Here is a 14,763-nt window from a genome sequence, read left to right as displayed (position 1 = left end):
TTCAGAACAGCGAGGCCAGCAGCCAGGCGGCCGTGCCCCACATCATGAGCGCCACCAGGCCATCCAGCACGCGCCAGATGTGCAGGGAGTTGAGCCGGCGGCCGGCCCAGAAGGCGGCCGCGCCCAGGGCGGTGAACCAGATCAGCGAACCCGTGGCGGCGCCCAGGCCGAAGACCTCGCTCGCCGGGCCGTAGGCCAGCGAGGCGGTGCCGATCAGCACGGCGGTGTCCAGCCAGGCGTGCGGGTTGAGCCAGGAAAAGGCCAGGGCCGAGAACACCGCCTGGCGGCGCGTGGTGGGCGGTGGCGCCAGCGGCTGGCCCTCCAGCGTGCGCGCCAGCGGCGAGCGAAAGCGCTGGAAGGCCTGCCAGCCGTAGACCGCCAGGAACAGCACGCCCGCGCCGATCAGCGCGCCCTGCAGCTTGTCCGACAGGCCGCCGAGCTGGGCCAGGCCCAGCACGCCCAGGGCGATGAGCGCGATGTCGGACAGGGCGCACAGGGCCACCGTCAGCCACAGGTGCTGGCGCTGCAGGCCCATGCGCAGCACGTGCGCGTTCTGCGGGCCGATGGCCATGATCAGCGACAGGCTCAGCACCATGCCGGCGGAGAAAACGGGAAAGCTCAGGGTCATGGACGTCTCGGGTGAGGGTGACAGCGGGGCGCATGGTGCCGCAAAGCCGGTTGGTGTTTAATCAAGTTGATTCGAAATCCAATCACTCAAATTCGGTTTAAGCGATGCTCGACCCCCGCCCACTGGAAGCCCTGGCCGCCGTGGTGGAGCACGGCGGCTTCGGTCCGGCCGCGCGCGCGCTCCAGCTCACGCTGGCGGCGGTGTCGCTGCGCATCAAGTCGCTGGAAGACCAGCTCGGCCAGCGGCTGCTGGTGCGCGGCAAGCGCGTGCGCGCCACGCCGGCCGGCCAGGCCCTGCTGGGCCACGTGAAGCAGGTGCGGCTGATGGAGGCCGACCTGCTGGCCGGCCTGGTGGGGGGCGAGGCGCGCGCGGGCGAGCGCTGGCAGAGCCTGTCGGTGGCGATCAACGCCGACTCGGTGTCGAGCTGGTTCCTGCCCGCCGTGGCGCCGCTGCTGGCGCGCCAGCGCCTGCTGCTGGAGGTGGTGATCGACGACCAGGACCACACCCACGACGCCCTCAAGCGCGGCGACGTGGTGGGCTGCGTGACCACCCGCGCCGACGCCATGCGCGGCTGCGTGGCCGAGCCCCTGGGCGTGATGCGCTACCACTGCGTGGCCACGCCCGCCGTGGTGCAGCGCTGCCGCACGCCGCGCGGCGCGGTCTCGCCGCACCGGCTGCTGGCCCAGCCGGCCGTCATCTTCAACCGCAAGGACGCGCTGCAGGACGCCTTCCTGGAGCAGCACATCGGCCTGCGCCAGCCGGCCTACCCGCGCCACTACGTGCCCGCGGTGGAGGCGTTCGAAACCGCCATCGAACTGGGCATGGGCTGGGGCATGGTGCCCGAGCAGCACCTGCCCAAGCACCCGGCCCTGACCGAACTGCTGCCCGGCGCCACGGTGGATGTGGCCCTGTACTGGCAGCACTGGACGCACGAACCGCCGTCGGCCCAGCGGCTCACGGCGGCGGTGAAGGCGGCCGCGCGCGAGCGCCTGGCCCCGCTGGCGGGTCCCGCGGGCCCGGCCCGGGCCGCCACCTAAAATCGCGCGATGCTCCAGATCCAACAAGACCTGCTCTCGGCCCTGCGCGACGAGCTGGACAAGCTCAGCCCCGGCGCGGGCGAGAAGGCCGCCTTCGAGTCGCCCAAGGTGGCGGCCCATGGCGATTTCGCGGTCACCGCGGCCATGCAGCTGGCCAAGCCGCTCAAGCTCAACCCGCGCGCCGTGGGCGAGCAGCTGCGCGCGGCCCTGCTGGCCCAGCCGGTGGTCCAGCGCTGGGTCGAGGCGATCGAGATCGCCGGCCCGGGCTTCATCAACATCCGCTTGAAACCCGAGGCCAAGCAGCAGGTGGTGCGCGAGGTGCTGTCGGCGGGCGAGGGCTTCGGCCGCCAGCCGGCCAACGGCCAGCGCCTGATGGTCGAGTTCGTCTCGGCCAACCCCACTGGCCCGCTGCACGTGGGCCACGGCCGCCAGGCCGCGCTGGGCGACGCCATCTGCAACCTGTACCAGACCCAGGGCTGGGACGTGCACCGCGAGTTCTATTACAACGACGCGGGCGTGCAGATCAACACCCTGGCCACGTCCACGCAGCTGCGCGCCCAGGGCGTGAAGCCCGGCGACGCCGGCTGGCCCGAGTCGGCCTACAACGGCGACTACATCCAGGACATCGCCAACGATTTCCTGGCGAAACGGACCGTGACGGCCGACGACCGCGCCTTCACCGCCAGTGGCGACGTGCAAGACCTCGACGGCATCCGCCAGTTCGCCGTCGCCTACCTGCGCCACGAGCAGGACCTCGACCTGCAGGCCTTCGCGGTCAAGTTCGACCACTACTACCTCGAGTCCAGCCTGTACACCAGCGGGCGCGTGGAGGCCGCGGTGAACCGGCTGGTCGCCAACGGCAAGACCTACGAGCAGGACGGCGCGCTGTGGCTGCGCAGCACCGACTACGGCGACGACAAGGACCGCGTGATGCGCAAGTCCGACGGCTCGTACACCTACTTCGTGCCCGACGTGGCCTACCACATCGCCAAGTGGGAGCGCGGCTTCAGCAAGGTCATCAACATCCAGGGCACCGATCACCACGGCACCATCGCGCGCGTGCGCGCCGGGCTGCAGGCGGCCGACGTGGGCATTCCCGCCGGCTACCCCGACTACGTGCTGCACACCATGGTGCGCGTGGTGCGCGGCGGCCAGGAGGTGAAGATCAGCAAGCGCGCGGGCAGCTACGTCACGCTGCGCGACCTGATCGAATGGACCAGCAAGGACGCGGTGCGCTTCTTCCTGCTGAGCCGCAAGCCCGACACCGAATACACCTTCGACGTCGACCTGGCCGTGCAGCAGAACAACGACAACCCGGTCTACTACGTGCAGTACGCGCACGCGCGCATCTGCTCGGTGCTGGCGGGCTGGGGCGGCGACGCCGCCACGCTGTCCGGTGCCGACCTGTCGCCGCTGGACACCCCGGCCGCGCAGGCGCTGATGCGCCAGATCGCCAAGTACCCCGAGATGCTCAGCGCCGCCGCGCGCGACTTCGCGCCGCACGACGTCACCTTCTACCTGCGCGAGCTTGCCGCGAGTTACCACAGTTACTACGACGCCGAACGCATCCTGGTCGAAGATGAAGCGGTCAAGCTCGCCCGCCTGGCGCTCGTCGCCGCCACCCGGCAGGTGCTGCACAATGGCCTGGCCGTGCTGGGCGTGAGCGCGCCGCAGAAGATGTAAGAGCCACCATGAGCAAAAAATCCTCTTCCACCAAGTCGTCCCGCAGCAGCCTGGGCGGCACGCTGGTGGGCTTCATCGTCGGCCTGCTGGTCGGCCTGGCCGCGGCGCTGGCCGTGGCGGTCTACGTGACCCGCGTGCCCGTGCCCTTCGTCGACCGTGGTCTGTCGCGCAGCGCCGAGGACGACGCCAAGGAAGCCGAGCGCAACAAGGGCTGGAACCCCAACCGGTCCGTCGGCGGCATGCCCGCCCCGGCGACCCCCGCGCCCGGCAGCGAAGGTGCCATCACCGCGCCGGGCACCGCCGGCACCCTGCCGCCCGCCGGCGCCCCCGCGCCCTCGGCCGACCCGCTGGGTGACCTGGCCCGTTCGCGCACGGAGCAGCAGGCCCCGGCGGCCGCGCCGGCCAAGCCCGGTGCGGCGCCCGCCGAAGCCCCCGCGCCCGGCGCCGACCCCTACACCTATTTCGTGCAGGCCGGCGCCTTCCGCAACGCGCCCGACGCCGAGGCCCAGCGCGCGCGCCTGGCCATGCTGGGCATCGCCGCCACGGTGGACGAGCGCGAGAACGCCGGCCGCACCCTGTACCGGGTGCGCGTGGGCCCCTTTGCCCAGAAGGCCCTGGCCGACCTGACGATCGAGCAGTTGCAGGTCAACGGCGTCGAGTCGGCCCTGGTGCGCGTGCAGCGCTGACCCGCGCCGGGCGCGCGGGAACTTCCCGTGCCCGGCCAGGCCCCAAACGCTGGTTCATACCCCTTGGAGTGCCATCCCATGCTTCGTCGCGATTTCGCCCTGTCCCTGCTCGCCACCGGCGCGGCGCTGCCGGCCCTGGCCCAGCGGGTCGCCCCGAAAGAGGGCACCGAGTACCTGCGCCTGGGCAAGCCCGTGCCCGTCGAGGCGCCGGCCGGCAAGGTGGAGGTGGTGGAGTTCTTCGCCTACTCCTGCATCCATTGCTTCAACTTCGAGCCGCTGCTGCAGGACTGGGAGAAGCGCAGGCCCGAGGGCGCGGTGCTGCGCCGCGTGCCGGTGGCCTTCAGTCCGGCCTTCGTGCCCATGCAGCGCCTCTACTACACGCTGGAGGCCATGAACCTGGTGGAGCGCCTGCACGCCGAGGTGTTCAAGGCCATCCATGTGGAGCGGCTGCCGCTGACCACGCCGGCGCCGATCACCGACTGGGTGGTCAAGCAGGGCGTGGACCGGGCGAAGTTCTCCGAGATCTTCAACCACGCCGACACGCAGAAGAAGGCCGAACGCGCGGCAGCGCTGCAGGACGCCTACGGTGTCGAGGGCACGCCAGCGCTGGGCGTCGCCGGCCGCTACTACGTTCCCGGCCAGGGGCCCAAGACGCTGACCATCGCCAACTGGCTGATCATGGAAGCGCGCAAAGCGTGATGCACCCCCGCCGCGCTTCGCGCGGCCCCTGAGGGGAGGGCCTGCGGCCCCACACTGCGGGCTCGGCGCTGTCTCTGGCGGGCACCTGGCAAGACCGGGGCATGTGGGTGTTTAGAATGCATGCAAGTTTCGTGCCCTTGACATGCCACACGCCCTTCCTCCTTTGCACCGCCTCACCCTTGGCCTGCTGACCGCCTGCGCCTTGGCGGGGGCCGCCCAGGCCGAGCAGGCCGACCGGCTCAAGCCCATGAACGCCGAGTCGGACAACCTGCGCTACGACGACGCGCGCCAGCTCAGCATCTTCACCGGCAACGTGGTCATCACCAAGGGCACCATCGTGATCCGCGGCGCCCAGGTCGAGGTGCGGCAGGACGCGCAGGGCAACCAGTTCGGCGTCGTGTTGGGCAGCCCGGGCTACTTCAAGCAAAAGCGAGAAGGCCTCAACGAGTTCATCGAAGGTGAGGCCAAGCGCATCGAGTACGACAGCAGCGCCGACAAGGTGCGCTTCATCGGCGACGCCGTGCTGCGCCGCTACCTGGGCACCCAGCTCAACGACGAGACGCGCGGTAGCGTGATCGTCTACGACAACCGCAGCGAGGTGTTCACCGTCGAGAGCAGCCCGGCCGGCGCCACGCCCGGCAATCCATCGGGCCGTGTGCGCGCCACGCTCACGCCGGTGCCGCGCGAAGGCCAGCCCGCCCCGGCGCCCGCGCCCGCCCCCACGCCGCTGCGCCCGTCGGGCGAGCTCGGCGGAGGACGCCCGTGAGCGCGAGCGAGTCGCCCTCGACCAGCTTTCCCGACACCCAGCTGCTGACCACCAGCCGGCTGGAGGCCACGGGGCTGAAGAAGTCCTACGGCAGCCGCCTGGTGGTCAAGGACGTTTCGCTCGCCGTGGACAAGGGCGAGGTGGTGGGTCTGCTGGGCCCCAACGGCGCCGGCAAGACGACCTCCTTCTACATGATCGTCGGCCTGCTGCGCGCCGACGGCGGGCAGATCCTGCTCGACAACCAGTCCATCGAGCGCCTGCCCATCCACCGCCGCGCGCGCCTGGGCCTGGGCTACCTGCCGCAGGAGGCCTCCATCTTTCGCAAGCTCAGCGTGGCGCAGAACGTGCGCGCCGTGCTGGAGCTGCAGGTGGACGCGCGCGGCCGTCCGCTGAGCGCCGCCGCCATCGACGAGCGCCTGGACACGCTGCTGCGCGACCTGCACGTGGACCACCTGCGCGATTCGCCCGCGCCGGCGCTGTCGGGCGGCGAGCGCCGCCGCGTCGAGATCGCGCGTGCGCTCGCCACCGATCCGCGCTTCATCCTGCTCGACGAACCCTTCGCCGGCATCGACCCGATCGCGGTGATCGAGATCCAGCGCATCATCGGCTTCCTCAAGTCGCGCGGCATCGGCGTGCTCATCACCGACCACAACGTGCGCGAGACCCTGGGCATCTGCGACCGCGCCTACATCATCAACGACGGCCACGTGCTGACCAGCGGCACGCCGTCGGACATCGTCGAGAACGCCGACGTGCGCCGGGTCTACCTCGGCGAGCATTTCCGGATGTGATGAAGCAGAGCCTGTCGCTACGCGTCTCGCAGCACCTGGCGCTGACGCCCCAGCTGCAGCAGTCGATCCGTCTGCTGCAGCTCTCGACGCTGGAGATGGCGCAGGAAGTCGAGCAGATGCTCGATGAGAACCCCTTCCTGGAACGCGCCGACGAAGGCCTGGAGCGCGAGGAATTCGGCCTGGCCGCGACCGATGCGCCGGTGAGCGCGGGCGAGCAGATCGCCGACGCCGCGTCCGTTGCCGGCCCGGGCGCCGACGCAGGCGAGGGACGCAACGAAGACAAGGCCAGCGCCACCGACGGCGACGCGGTGGAGGCCAGCGTGGACGGCGCCCCGCCGGTGGAGGAGAGCTGGGACGGCGACGGCACGGTGGAGATGGCGCCCGACGACAGCGAATGGGGCGGCGACGCGCCGCCGCGCGGCAGCGGCTCCGGCGACGACGAAGAGACCGCCAGCGCGGCCGACCTGGCGCGCGCGCTGGTGTCGCTGCAGGACCATCTGCATGAGCAGGCGCGCTGCCTGCGCCTGTCCGAGGCGGACGCCGCCGCGCTGCACTTCCTGATCGAATCGCTGGACGAGGACGGCTACCTTGCCGATCCGCTGCCCGAACTCGCGCTGGCGCTGCTGCGCCTTCAGGGCGAGGCCGCCCCGGAGGCCGACCTGTCCGACGCCGCCGCCACCGAACGCCTCGAGGCGGCCGAACAGCTGCTGCGCACCGCCCTGCAGCTGCTGCAGCACATGGACCCGCCCGGCGTGGGCGCGCGCGACCTGGCCGAGTGCCTGAAGCTGCAGATCCTGGAGCTGCGCAACACGCCCGAGGCGCGCGCCGCGCTGGCGATCTGCGCGCAGCCGCTGGAGCTGATCGCCAAGCGCGACGTGCGCAAGCTGGTGCAGCTGTGCCGCGCCGACGAAGACAGCGTGCGCGGTGCGCTCGCGCTCATCGCGAGGCTGGAGCCCAAGCCCGGGCGCCGCTTCGCGGACGTCGAGCGCAACATCGTCGTGCCCGACGTCATCGTCACGCGCGCCGGCCGCGGTTTCAAGGTGGTGCTCAACCCCGACGTGATGCCGCGCCTGCGCGTGCACGACGTGTACGCCAACGCCATGCGCCAGAACCGCGGTGGGCGCGATGGGGGCGAAGGTGGCCATGCCGCCATGCAGCAGCGCCTGCAGGAGGCGCGCTGGTTCATCAAGAACATCCAGCAGCGCTTCGACACCATCCTGCGCGTGTCCAGCGCCATCGTCGAGCGCCAGCGCAACTTCTTCATGCACGGCGAGCTCGCCATGCGCCCGCTGGTGCTGCGCGAGATCGCCGACGAGCTGGGCCTGCACGAATCCACCATCAGCCGCGTGACCACGGCCAAGTACATGGCCACGCCCTTTGGCACCTACGAGCTGAAGTACTTCTTCGGCTCCTCGCTGGGCACCGAGACCGGCGGCAACGCCTCCAGCACCGCGGTGCGCGCGCTGCTCAAGCAGTTCATCGCGGCCGAGGCGCCGGCCAAGCCGCTGTCGGACAATCAGCTCTCCGACCTGCTCAAGGAGCAGGGCATCGAGTGCGCGCGCCGCACCGTGGCCAAGTACCGCGAGGCCATGCGCATCGCCCCGGCCAACCTTCGAAAATCGCTTTGAATAGGGTCCCCACGTTCCACCGCTTCGCGGGTCGCGAGGCCTTGCAGGCCGCGGCGTTGTCGGAGACAAGGCCTCTTCGCCCGTCCAGGCCTGCCTGCGCAGGCCTGGAGCCGCGGGGCTCAGCCCCGAGGGGGCCGATCCGGCTTGGGGCGGCCCGGCGGCGACACGATCCATGAACTCGCTACAACTGTTTCTCCCCTGCGCCGCCGGCGTGGAGGACTTCCTCGCCGCCGAGGTGCAGCGCATCACCGGCATCGCCGCGCTGCGGCGCTCGCGCGGCGGCGTCTCGCTCGAGGCCTCGTGGCGCGACGCGCTGCGCCTGAACCTGCACAGCCGGCTCGCGCAGCGCGTGCTGGCGCGCCTGTGGCACGGCCCCTACCGGGCCGAGCAAGACCTCTACGCAGCCGCCGCCGAAGTGGCCTGGGAGATTTGGTTCACGCCGCGCCAGACCATCAAGGTCGAACTCACCGCGCAGCACAGCCCGCTCAAGAGCCTGAACTTCGCCGCCCTCAAGATCAAGGACGCCGTCTGCGACCGCTTCCGGGACAAGCGCGGCGAGCGCCCCAGCGTGGACACCCAGCGGCCCGACGTGCGCCTGTTCGGCCACCTCACCGCCGAGACGCTCACGCTCTATATCGACACCACCGGTGAGCCGCTGTTCAAGCGCGGCTGGCGCGAGGACAAGGGCGACGCGCCGCTGAAGGAAACCCTGGCCGCCGCCATGATCGCCGCCACCGGCTGGGACGCGCAGGCGCGCGAGGCCGCCACGCTGGCCGAGGTGCCGCCGCTGGCCGACCCCTGCTGCGGCAGCGGCACGGTGCCCATCGAGGCCGCGCAGATCGCGCTGAACATCGCCCCGGGCGGCCAGCGCCGCTTCGCCTTCGAGAAGCTGCTGCCCTTCCAGCCGCACGTGTGGCAGGGCCTGCGCGACGAGGCGCGCGCGGCCGAGCGGCCCTGGCCCGCCGGCCAGGCGCCCATCGTCTTCGGCAGCGACGTGGCCTTCCGCATGGTCGACTTCGCCAGGCGCAATGCCGAGCGCGCGCGCGTGGCCCAGGCGATCGAGCTGCGCGGCGGCGACGCCCTGCAGCGCCTGCCGCCCAGCCCGCGCGCGGGCGTGCTGCTGCTCAACCCGCCCTATGGCGAGCGCATCGCCGCCGCCGGCGTGGCCGGGCGCAACGCCGCCGAACGCGCCGCCGGTGCCGCGCGCGCTGGCCGCGAACAGGCGCGCGACGAGGACGGCCACACCGCCGACGCCTTCTTCGAGCGCCTGGCCGCGCACTGGAAATCGCACTACGCCGGCTGGAGCGCCTGGTTGCTCACGCCCGACCTGAAGCTGCCGGGCCGCATGCGGCTCAAGGAGTCGCGTCGCGTGCCGCTGTGGAACGGCCCCATCGAATGCCGCCTGTTCCGCTTCGACCTGACCGCGCGCGGGCCGCGCCCGGCCGAGACCGGGGCCTGAGCATGGACACGGTCGTCATCGACACCAATGTCGTGCTCGACCTGTTCGTCTTCGACGACCCCGCCGTGGCGCCGCTGCGCGCCGCCCTGGCGCAGGGCCGCGTGGCCTGGATCGCGAGCGAGGCCATGCGCGAGGAGCTGCGGCTGGTGCTGGACTACCCACACCTCGCGCGCCGCCTGGGCGAACGCGGACCGCAGGCCGTGCTGGCCGCGTTCGACCGCCACGCGCGCCGCGTCGAGCCCGCGGCCAAAGCCGCGTTCACCTGCCGCGACCCCGACGACCAGCGCTTCATCGACCTGGCCGTGGCGCATGGCGCCGCGCTGCTCAGCAAGGACGCCCAGGTGCTGGCGCTGGCGCGCCGCCTCGCGCGCATCGGCGTGTCCGTGCGCCGCGTCTGGGCGCCGAGCGCCGAGGGGGCCGTGGCGTGAACGCCTGGCCCGCGGCCGCGCTGCTCGCGCTGTTGGCGGGGCTGTCGCCGGCCCGGGCGCAGGACGCGCCGCGCTGTGGTCCCGTGGGGCCGGCCGGCCAGCAGCGCTGTGCCTGGTCCGATGGCGCCAGCCTGCTGCGCGTGATGAGTGCGGACGGCCGCCGCGCCCTGGTGCTGTTGCGCCGTTGGGCCGACGGCAGCCTGGCCGAGCTGCGCTGCGCGCCCACCAGCCTGCTGCCCGAGGACCGCGAGCCGTGCGGCCATGGCGGCGCGCTCGCCGAGGTCACGCTTTACCGCGAACCCGGCAAGCCGCTGGGCACCGTGAGCCACCGGCGCGGCGTGCTGATGCGCCAGGTGATCGTGAATCCGCAGGGCGGCGTGGTGCGCAGCGAGGAGCTCGTCGAGAACAGCGTCGGGCCCGACCGCCGCATCAAGCGCGTGTACTACCCCTCGGGGCGGTTGCGGCACGAGATCGACCTGGCCGAGCCGCCGCCCGAGCAGTACCACGGCCGCGAGGGTGTGGGCCGCGAGTTCGCCGAGTCGGGTCAGTTGACGCAGGAGGTGGAGTGGGCCGCGGGGCGCGAGCGGCGCATCCGCCAGTGGCACCTCAACGGTCAGCTCAAGATGGAGCAGACCATCCGCCGCCTGGGCCGCGACGAGCTGCGCGAGACGCGCAGCTTTTACGAGGACGGCGCGCAGGCGGCGCTCAACCGCGAACGCAACGGCCGGCTGTTCGGCTGGCAGCAGTACCACGCGCCCGGCGGCGCGCTGCAACGCGAGGAGGAGTACGGGGAACGCGGCCTGTTGCTGCGCCTCAGGCTCCACGACCCCAGCGGCCGGCTGCTGCGCGATGAGCGGGTGAACGAGGACCCGTCGAGCAGTTGAGGCGCCGCCTCAGACCTGCGCAAAGCTCTCCGCGCGCGCCCGCCGCCACCAGGTCGTGAACACCGCGTGCTCCCCCTCGGCGTCGTCGTCCAGCAGCGAACCCGGCGAGGTGGTGGGCAGCAGGTTGGCCAGCAGGCGCACCTCGTTGTCGCTCACGCGGCGCACCAGGTGGTGCGCGCTGATCTCGCCCGGGTGCTGCAGGCCGGCGGCCTGAACCAGCTCCTTCAAGGCCTTGAGCGTGTTCTGGTGGAAGCGCCACACCCGCTCGGCCTTGTCGGGCACCACCAGGGCCTGCTGGCGCACCGGGTCTTGCGTGCTCACGCCCGTGGGGCAATGGCCGGTGTGGCAGGTCTGCGCCTGCAGGCAGCCCAGCGCGAACATGAAGCCGCGCGCGCTGTTGCACCAGTCGGCGCCGATGGCCAGCGCGCGCGCGATGTCGAAGGCGCTCACCACCTTGCCCGCGCAGCCGATGCGGATGCGATCGCGCAGGTTCACGCCCACCAGGGTGTTGTGCACCAGGCGCAAGCCTTCCTGCAGCGGCGCGCCGACGTGGTCGGTGAACTCCAGCGGCGCCGCACCGGTGCCGCCCTCGGCGCCGTCGACCACGATGAAATCGGGCGTGACGCCGCTCTGGCGCATGGCCTTGACGATGGCGAACCACTCCCAGGGGTGGCCGATGCACAGCTTGAAGCCCACCGGCTTGCCGCCCGAGAGCGCGCGCAGCTTCTGGATGAAGGCCATCAGCTCCAGCGGCGTGGAGAAGGCGCTGTGCGCGGCCGGCGAGATGCAGTCCACCGCCTCGGGCACGCCGCGCGCGGCGGCGATCTCGGCCGTCACCTTGGCGCCCGGCAGCACGCCGCCGTGGCCGGGCTTGGCGCCCTGGCTCAGCTTGATCTCGACCATCTTCACCTGCGGGTCGAGCGCGTTCGCGCTGAAGCGCTCCTCGCTGAAGCGACCCTCGTCGTCGCGGCAGCCAAAGTAGCCCGATCCGATCTCCCAGATCAGGTCGCCGCCGTGCAGGCGGTGCCAGGCGGAGATGGAGCCTTCGCCCGTGTCGTGCGCGAAGCCGCCGCGCTGCGCGCCCGCGTTGAGGGCCTGGATGGCGTTGGCCGAGAGCGCGCCGAAGCTCATGGCCGAGATGTTGAACACGCTGGCCTCGTAGGGCTGGGTGCAGTCGGGCCCGCCGATGCGCACGCGGAAATCGTGGGTGGGCAGGCTGGTCGGCGCGATCGAGTGGTTGATCCACTCGTGGCCGTTGCTCAGCATGTCGAGCTGGCTGCCGAACGGGCGCTTGTCGGTCTCGCCCTTGGCGCGCGCGTACACCAGGCTGCGCTGCGCGCGCGAGAAGGGTTGGGCCTCGGTGTCGCTTTCCAGGAAGTACTGGCGGATCTCGGGCCGCACGAACTCCAGCATGAAGCGCAGGTGGCCGATCACCGGGTAGTTGCGCAGCACCGAGCTGCGCGTCTGGCGCAGGTCCCACAGGCCCACCAGCGTGAGCGCGCCGAACAGCAGGAACCAGAAGCCGCCGACGCCGAAGGCCACCAGGGCGAACAGGCTCAGCAGCGCGACGAAGGCGCACAGGCCCAGGGCCGTGTAGCGCACGGGATAGAGAGCGTTGAGTCGGTCAAGCATCGGCGTTCGTCGTCTGGTCGAAGGGGCAAAAATCCTGCGTCTGCATTATTGGGGCGTGTTTTGAACGAGCGAACAATGACTTGAATCCCCCTACCGCACGCGCCCAGGCAGGCGACGCGGGGTCGGTTTTCCAGGGCCTGCCGCGAAGGATGTCGCCATGTTCCCGATCATGATGGACGAGCCCGATTCGATGACGGTCGCCCCCAGCGTGTGGCAAACCCTGCAGAACGCCTGGCGCAGCGTGTACGAGGCCCCTGCGCCCGCCACGCACCTGGAGCCGGCGGAGCGGCCGCCGACGCCCAGCGCGCTGGCCTCGCTGGCCATGGGCACGGTGGACCCGTCGGGCCAGACGCACCACTGATGCGCCGCGGGGGCGCGCCCCCCATGGAAGCCCGCGCCGCGGCCGGCGGTGGCGCGGTGGGCGGCACTACACTGGCGGCCCTTTTCCCGCCCGAGCGCCTCCCGATGACCCCCGACAGCGACAGCCCCTTGCAAGCCAGCGATTTCGACGAACTCGACGCCATCCTCGTCGACCTCGCCTCGCGCGACGACGCGGTGCCGCCCTGGGAATTCCTGGAAGGCGCCATGGCCGCCCTGATCTGCACCCGCCGGCCCATCGAGGCGAGCGAATGGATGCCCGCGCTGCTGGGCACCGGCCCGCTGCCCACGGTGCCGCACGGCGACGGCACCCACTTTCCCAGCACCGAGCGTTACGAACGTTTCATGGCGCTGTGGGCCCGCCGCGAGGCCGAGGTGCGCGCCGCCTTGCTGGCCGACGTCGACAGCCTGGCGGACGAGCGCAGCTACCACCCCGAGCTGGTGGACCTGCGCGGCGCCGTGGCCGCCATGCCCGAGGCCGAGCGGCCCCGCACCGACGGCGAACCCCTGCCCGCGTTCGGCCAGGCCTGGGCCGAGGGCTTCCTGGCCGTGGTGGAACTCTGGGAGGACGATTGGGTGCCGCCGCGCGACAAGGAAACCGCCGGCTGGATCCACGACGCGCTCGACGCCATCGCCGCGGTGGTCGAGGACGACCGCGGCACGCCCGAGCTGAACCTGCACGAGGAAGAGGCGCCGCCCAGCGTGAGCCAGGCCCGCCTGGACGAACTGGACGCCGCCATCTGGGCCGTCTACGAGCTGCGCCGCATCTGGACCAGCCTGGGCCCGCGCAGCGAGCCGGTGCGCCAGGCGGCCACGCCCGGGCGCAACGACCCCTGCCCCTGCGGCAGTGGCAAGAAGTACAAGAAGTGCCACGGGGCCTGAGGCCCGCGGCAGGCGGCGCGGCGAACGGGGCCCCGCGGGCTCGTTTGGCCGTGTCAGCCCAGGACCTCGAACGGTCCGCCCTTGTCGAGCGCGCGGCGGTAGGCCGGGCGGTCGTGGATGCGGCGCAGCCAGTCCATCAGGCGCGGGCGTGAGGCGTCCAGCCCGCCGCGCGCGGTGGCGGCCTCTACCGGAAAGCTCATCTGCACGTCGGCGGCGCTGAAGGCCGGGCCGGCGAACCAGGGGCTGCCGGCCAGTTCGGCCTCCAGGAAGTCCAGGTGCCGCGTGAGGTTGGGCGTGATGACGCGCGCCTTCACCATCGCCGAGATGGCCTTGGCCACCGGCCGCACGAGCAGCGGCGCCTTCTCCACGCGGTCGAACACCAGCTTGAGCAGCAGCGGCGGCATCAGCGAGCCTTCGGCGTAGTGCATCCAGTAGCGGTAGCGCAGGAACTCGGGTGTGCCGGGCTCGGGCCGCAACCGCGGCCCGTGGCGCTCCACCAGGGTTTCCAGGATCGCGCCCGATTCGGCCAGCACCAGCGCGCCATCCACCACCACCGGCGACTTGCCCAGCGGGTGCACCCGCTGGAGCTCGGGCGGCGCGAGCAGGGTCTTCGGATCGCGCTCGTAGCGCACGATCTCGTAGGGCAGGCCCAGCTCCTCCAGGAGCCAGAGCACGCGCTGCGAGCGCGAGTGGTTGAGGTGGTGGACGCGGATCATGGGCTGGGTGGTCCCGGTCTCAGTCGAGCAGCTCCTTGGGCACGTTGCCGCCGTTGGCCGCGATGTGGGCGAGCACGTTCTTGTGCAGCCAGACGTTCATCTTGGCGGAGTCGTTCATGAACTCGTCGGGGCAGTAGAGCTCCTTGGCCAGCTCCTTGCGCGCCTGCAGGCTGCTGTCCATGTCGAGCAGCTTGAGCAGGTCGACGATGGAGGTGCGCCAGTTGAGCTTCTGCGGGTTGGCCGCCGCGCGCTTTTCCATCTGGGCGACCACGTCCACCATGGCGATGGGGTTGACCACGGCCGGCGCGGGTGCGGCGGCGGCTGGGGCCGGGCTGGGCGCCGCCGCCGGGGCGGGCGCTGGCGCGGCGGCGGGCGGTGTGGCGGCCTGGGCGGTGGACAGTCCGAGCTTGTCGAGGATGGTGCTGAAGAATCCCATGGCGGTCTCCTGAGGTCGTTGGTCGGCCGG

16 protein-coding genes are annotated in these 14,763 nt (G+C 71.7%); 12 read left to right on the top strand and 4 right to left on the bottom strand.

What is annotated here, in order from left to right; translation table 11 throughout:
• Position 1 precedes the first annotated feature (1 nt).
• On the bottom strand, positions 2–628 hold the full coding sequence (locus DY262_RS10705; protein ID WP_116958867.1) for a LysE/ArgO family amino acid transporter: 627 nt from the start codon (positions 626–628) through the stop codon (positions 2–4).
• A gap of 104 nt (positions 629–732) precedes the next feature.
• Here DY262_RS10705 and DY262_RS10700 point away from each other — a divergent pair, with 104 nt between their 5' ends.
• From DY262_RS10700 to DY262_RS10655, 10 genes are all read left to right on the top strand, one after another.
• The gene (locus tag DY262_RS10700) at positions 733–1,665 is read left to right on the top strand and encodes an HTH-type transcriptional regulator ArgP (RefSeq protein ID WP_070400281.1); all 933 of its coding nucleotides are present in this window, start codon (positions 733–735) and stop codon (positions 1,663–1,665) included.
• A gap of 9 nt (positions 1,666–1,674) precedes the next feature.
• Positions 1,675–3,348 carry an arginine--tRNA ligase gene (gene argS / locus DY262_RS10695; RefSeq protein ID WP_116958866.1) on the top strand — a complete coding sequence of 558 codons (1,674 nt, stop codon included), beginning with the start codon at positions 1,675–1,677 and terminating at the stop codon, positions 3,346–3,348.
• A gap of 8 nt (positions 3,349–3,356) precedes the next feature.
• Entirely contained in the window at positions 3,357–4,034 is a 678-nt protein-coding gene (locus tag DY262_RS10690) for an SPOR domain-containing protein (RefSeq protein WP_116958865.1), read from the top strand.
• A 78-nt stretch (positions 4,035–4,112) separates the two neighbouring features.
• Positions 4,113–4,733 carry a thiol:disulfide interchange protein DsbA/DsbL gene (locus DY262_RS10685; RefSeq protein WP_116958864.1) on the top strand — a complete coding sequence of 207 codons (621 nt, stop codon included), beginning with the start codon at positions 4,113–4,115 and terminating at the stop codon, positions 4,731–4,733.
• A 142-nt stretch (positions 4,734–4,875) separates the two neighbouring features.
• On the top strand, positions 4,876–5,499 hold the full coding sequence (lptA, locus tag DY262_RS10680; RefSeq protein WP_116958863.1) for a lipopolysaccharide transport periplasmic protein LptA: 624 nt from the start codon (positions 4,876–4,878) through the stop codon (positions 5,497–5,499).
• Positions 5,496–6,290, top strand: coding sequence for an LPS export ABC transporter ATP-binding protein (gene lptB / locus DY262_RS10675; protein WP_181936470.1), 795 nt, complete (start codon positions 5,496–5,498; stop codon positions 6,288–6,290). The genes lptA and lptB overlap by 4 nt, the downstream gene beginning before the upstream one ends.
• Positions 6,290–7,918: an RNA polymerase factor sigma-54 gene (locus tag DY262_RS10670; RefSeq protein WP_116958862.1), complete on the top strand. Its 1,629-nt coding sequence runs from the start codon at positions 6,290–6,292 to the stop codon at positions 7,916–7,918. The genes lptB and DY262_RS10670 overlap by 1 nt, the downstream gene beginning before the upstream one ends.
• Before the next feature lie 172 nt (positions 7,919–8,090).
• Positions 8,091–9,377, top strand: coding sequence for a THUMP domain-containing class I SAM-dependent RNA methyltransferase (locus DY262_RS10665; RefSeq protein ID WP_116958861.1), 1,287 nt, complete (start codon positions 8,091–8,093; stop codon positions 9,375–9,377).
• A 2-nt stretch (positions 9,378–9,379) separates the two neighbouring features.
• Entirely contained in the window at positions 9,380–9,805 is a 426-nt protein-coding gene (locus tag DY262_RS10660; protein WP_116958860.1) for a putative toxin-antitoxin system toxin component, PIN family, read from the top strand.
• A complete protein-coding gene (locus DY262_RS10655; protein ID WP_116958859.1) occupies positions 9,802–10,689 on the top strand; it encodes a toxin-antitoxin system YwqK family antitoxin in 888 nt (295 codons plus the stop codon). The genes DY262_RS10660 and DY262_RS10655 overlap by 4 nt, the downstream gene beginning before the upstream one ends.
• A gap of 9 nt (positions 10,690–10,698) precedes the next feature.
• On the opposite strand, the gene DY262_RS10650 is transcribed toward DY262_RS10655, so the two are convergent.
• Positions 10,699–12,321: an FMN-binding glutamate synthase family protein gene (locus tag DY262_RS10650; protein WP_116958858.1), complete on the bottom strand. Its 1,623-nt coding sequence runs from the start codon at positions 12,319–12,321 to the stop codon at positions 10,699–10,701.
• A 157-nt stretch (positions 12,322–12,478) separates the two neighbouring features.
• Between DY262_RS10650 and DY262_RS10645 the strand changes: the two genes are divergently transcribed.
• Together DY262_RS10645 and DY262_RS10640 are read left to right on the top strand one after the other, a co-directional pair.
• Complete coding sequence (locus DY262_RS10645; protein ID WP_070400291.1) at positions 12,479–12,682, top strand: hypothetical protein; 204 nt, start codon at positions 12,479–12,481, stop codon at positions 12,680–12,682.
• 104 nt (positions 12,683–12,786) lie between these two features.
• Positions 12,787–13,581, top strand: a complete 795-nt coding sequence (locus DY262_RS10640) for a UPF0149 family protein (protein ID WP_116958857.1) — start codon at positions 12,787–12,789, stop codon at positions 13,579–13,581.
• 53 nt (positions 13,582–13,634) lie between these two features.
• On the opposite strand, the gene DY262_RS10635 is transcribed toward DY262_RS10640, so the two are convergent.
• The gene (locus tag DY262_RS10635) at positions 13,635–14,297 is read right to left on the bottom strand and encodes a glutathione S-transferase (protein WP_116958856.1); all 663 of its coding nucleotides are present in this window, start codon (positions 14,295–14,297) and stop codon (positions 13,635–13,637) included.
• A 19-nt stretch (positions 14,298–14,316) separates the two neighbouring features.
• Complete coding sequence (locus DY262_RS10630; protein WP_116958855.1) at positions 14,317–14,733, bottom strand: DUF3597 domain-containing protein; 417 nt, start codon at positions 14,731–14,733, stop codon at positions 14,317–14,319.
• Positions 14,734–14,763: the final 30 nt, after the last annotated feature.

The sequence above is a fragment of the Hydrogenophaga borbori genome (assembly GCF_003417535.1).
Taxonomy (GTDB): domain Bacteria; phylum Pseudomonadota; class Gammaproteobacteria; order Burkholderiales; family Burkholderiaceae_C; genus Hydrogenophaga; species Hydrogenophaga borbori.
This window is presented reverse-complemented; position numbering and strand designations above follow the sequence as displayed.

Coding starts and splice junctions, on each gene's coding strand:
- DY262_RS10705 (WP_116958867.1), bottom strand. CDS start 628: ATGACCCTGAGCTTTCCCGTTTTCTCCGCCGGCATGGTGCTGAGCCTG.
- DY262_RS10700 (WP_070400281.1), top strand. CDS start 733: ATGCTCGACCCCCGCCCACTGGAAGCCCTGGCCGCCGTGGTGGAGCAC.
- argS (WP_116958866.1), top strand. CDS start 1,675: ATGCTCCAGATCCAACAAGACCTGCTCTCGGCCCTGCGCGACGAGCTG.
- DY262_RS10690 (WP_116958865.1), top strand. CDS start 3,357: ATGAGCAAAAAATCCTCTTCCACCAAGTCGTCCCGCAGCAGCCTGGGC.
- DY262_RS10685 (WP_116958864.1), top strand. CDS start 4,113: ATGCTTCGTCGCGATTTCGCCCTGTCCCTGCTCGCCACCGGCGCGGCG.
- lptA (WP_116958863.1), top strand. CDS start 4,876: ATGCCACACGCCCTTCCTCCTTTGCACCGCCTCACCCTTGGCCTGCTG.
- DY262_RS10670 (WP_116958862.1), top strand. CDS start 6,290: ATGAAGCAGAGCCTGTCGCTACGCGTCTCGCAGCACCTGGCGCTGACG.
- DY262_RS10665 (WP_116958861.1), top strand. CDS start 8,091: ATGAACTCGCTACAACTGTTTCTCCCCTGCGCCGCCGGCGTGGAGGAC.
- DY262_RS10660 (WP_116958860.1), top strand. CDS start 9,380: ATGGACACGGTCGTCATCGACACCAATGTCGTGCTCGACCTGTTCGTC.
- DY262_RS10650 (WP_116958858.1), bottom strand. CDS start 12,321: ATGCTTGACCGACTCAACGCTCTCTATCCCGTGCGCTACACGGCCCTG.
- DY262_RS10645 (WP_070400291.1), top strand. CDS start 12,479: ATGTTCCCGATCATGATGGACGAGCCCGATTCGATGACGGTCGCCCCC.
- DY262_RS10640 (WP_116958857.1), top strand. CDS start 12,787: ATGACCCCCGACAGCGACAGCCCCTTGCAAGCCAGCGATTTCGACGAA.
- DY262_RS10635 (WP_116958856.1), bottom strand. CDS start 14,297: ATGATCCGCGTCCACCACCTCAACCACTCGCGCTCGCAGCGCGTGCTC.
- DY262_RS10630 (WP_116958855.1), bottom strand. CDS start 14,733: ATGGGATTCTTCAGCACCATCCTCGACAAGCTCGGACTGTCCACCGCC.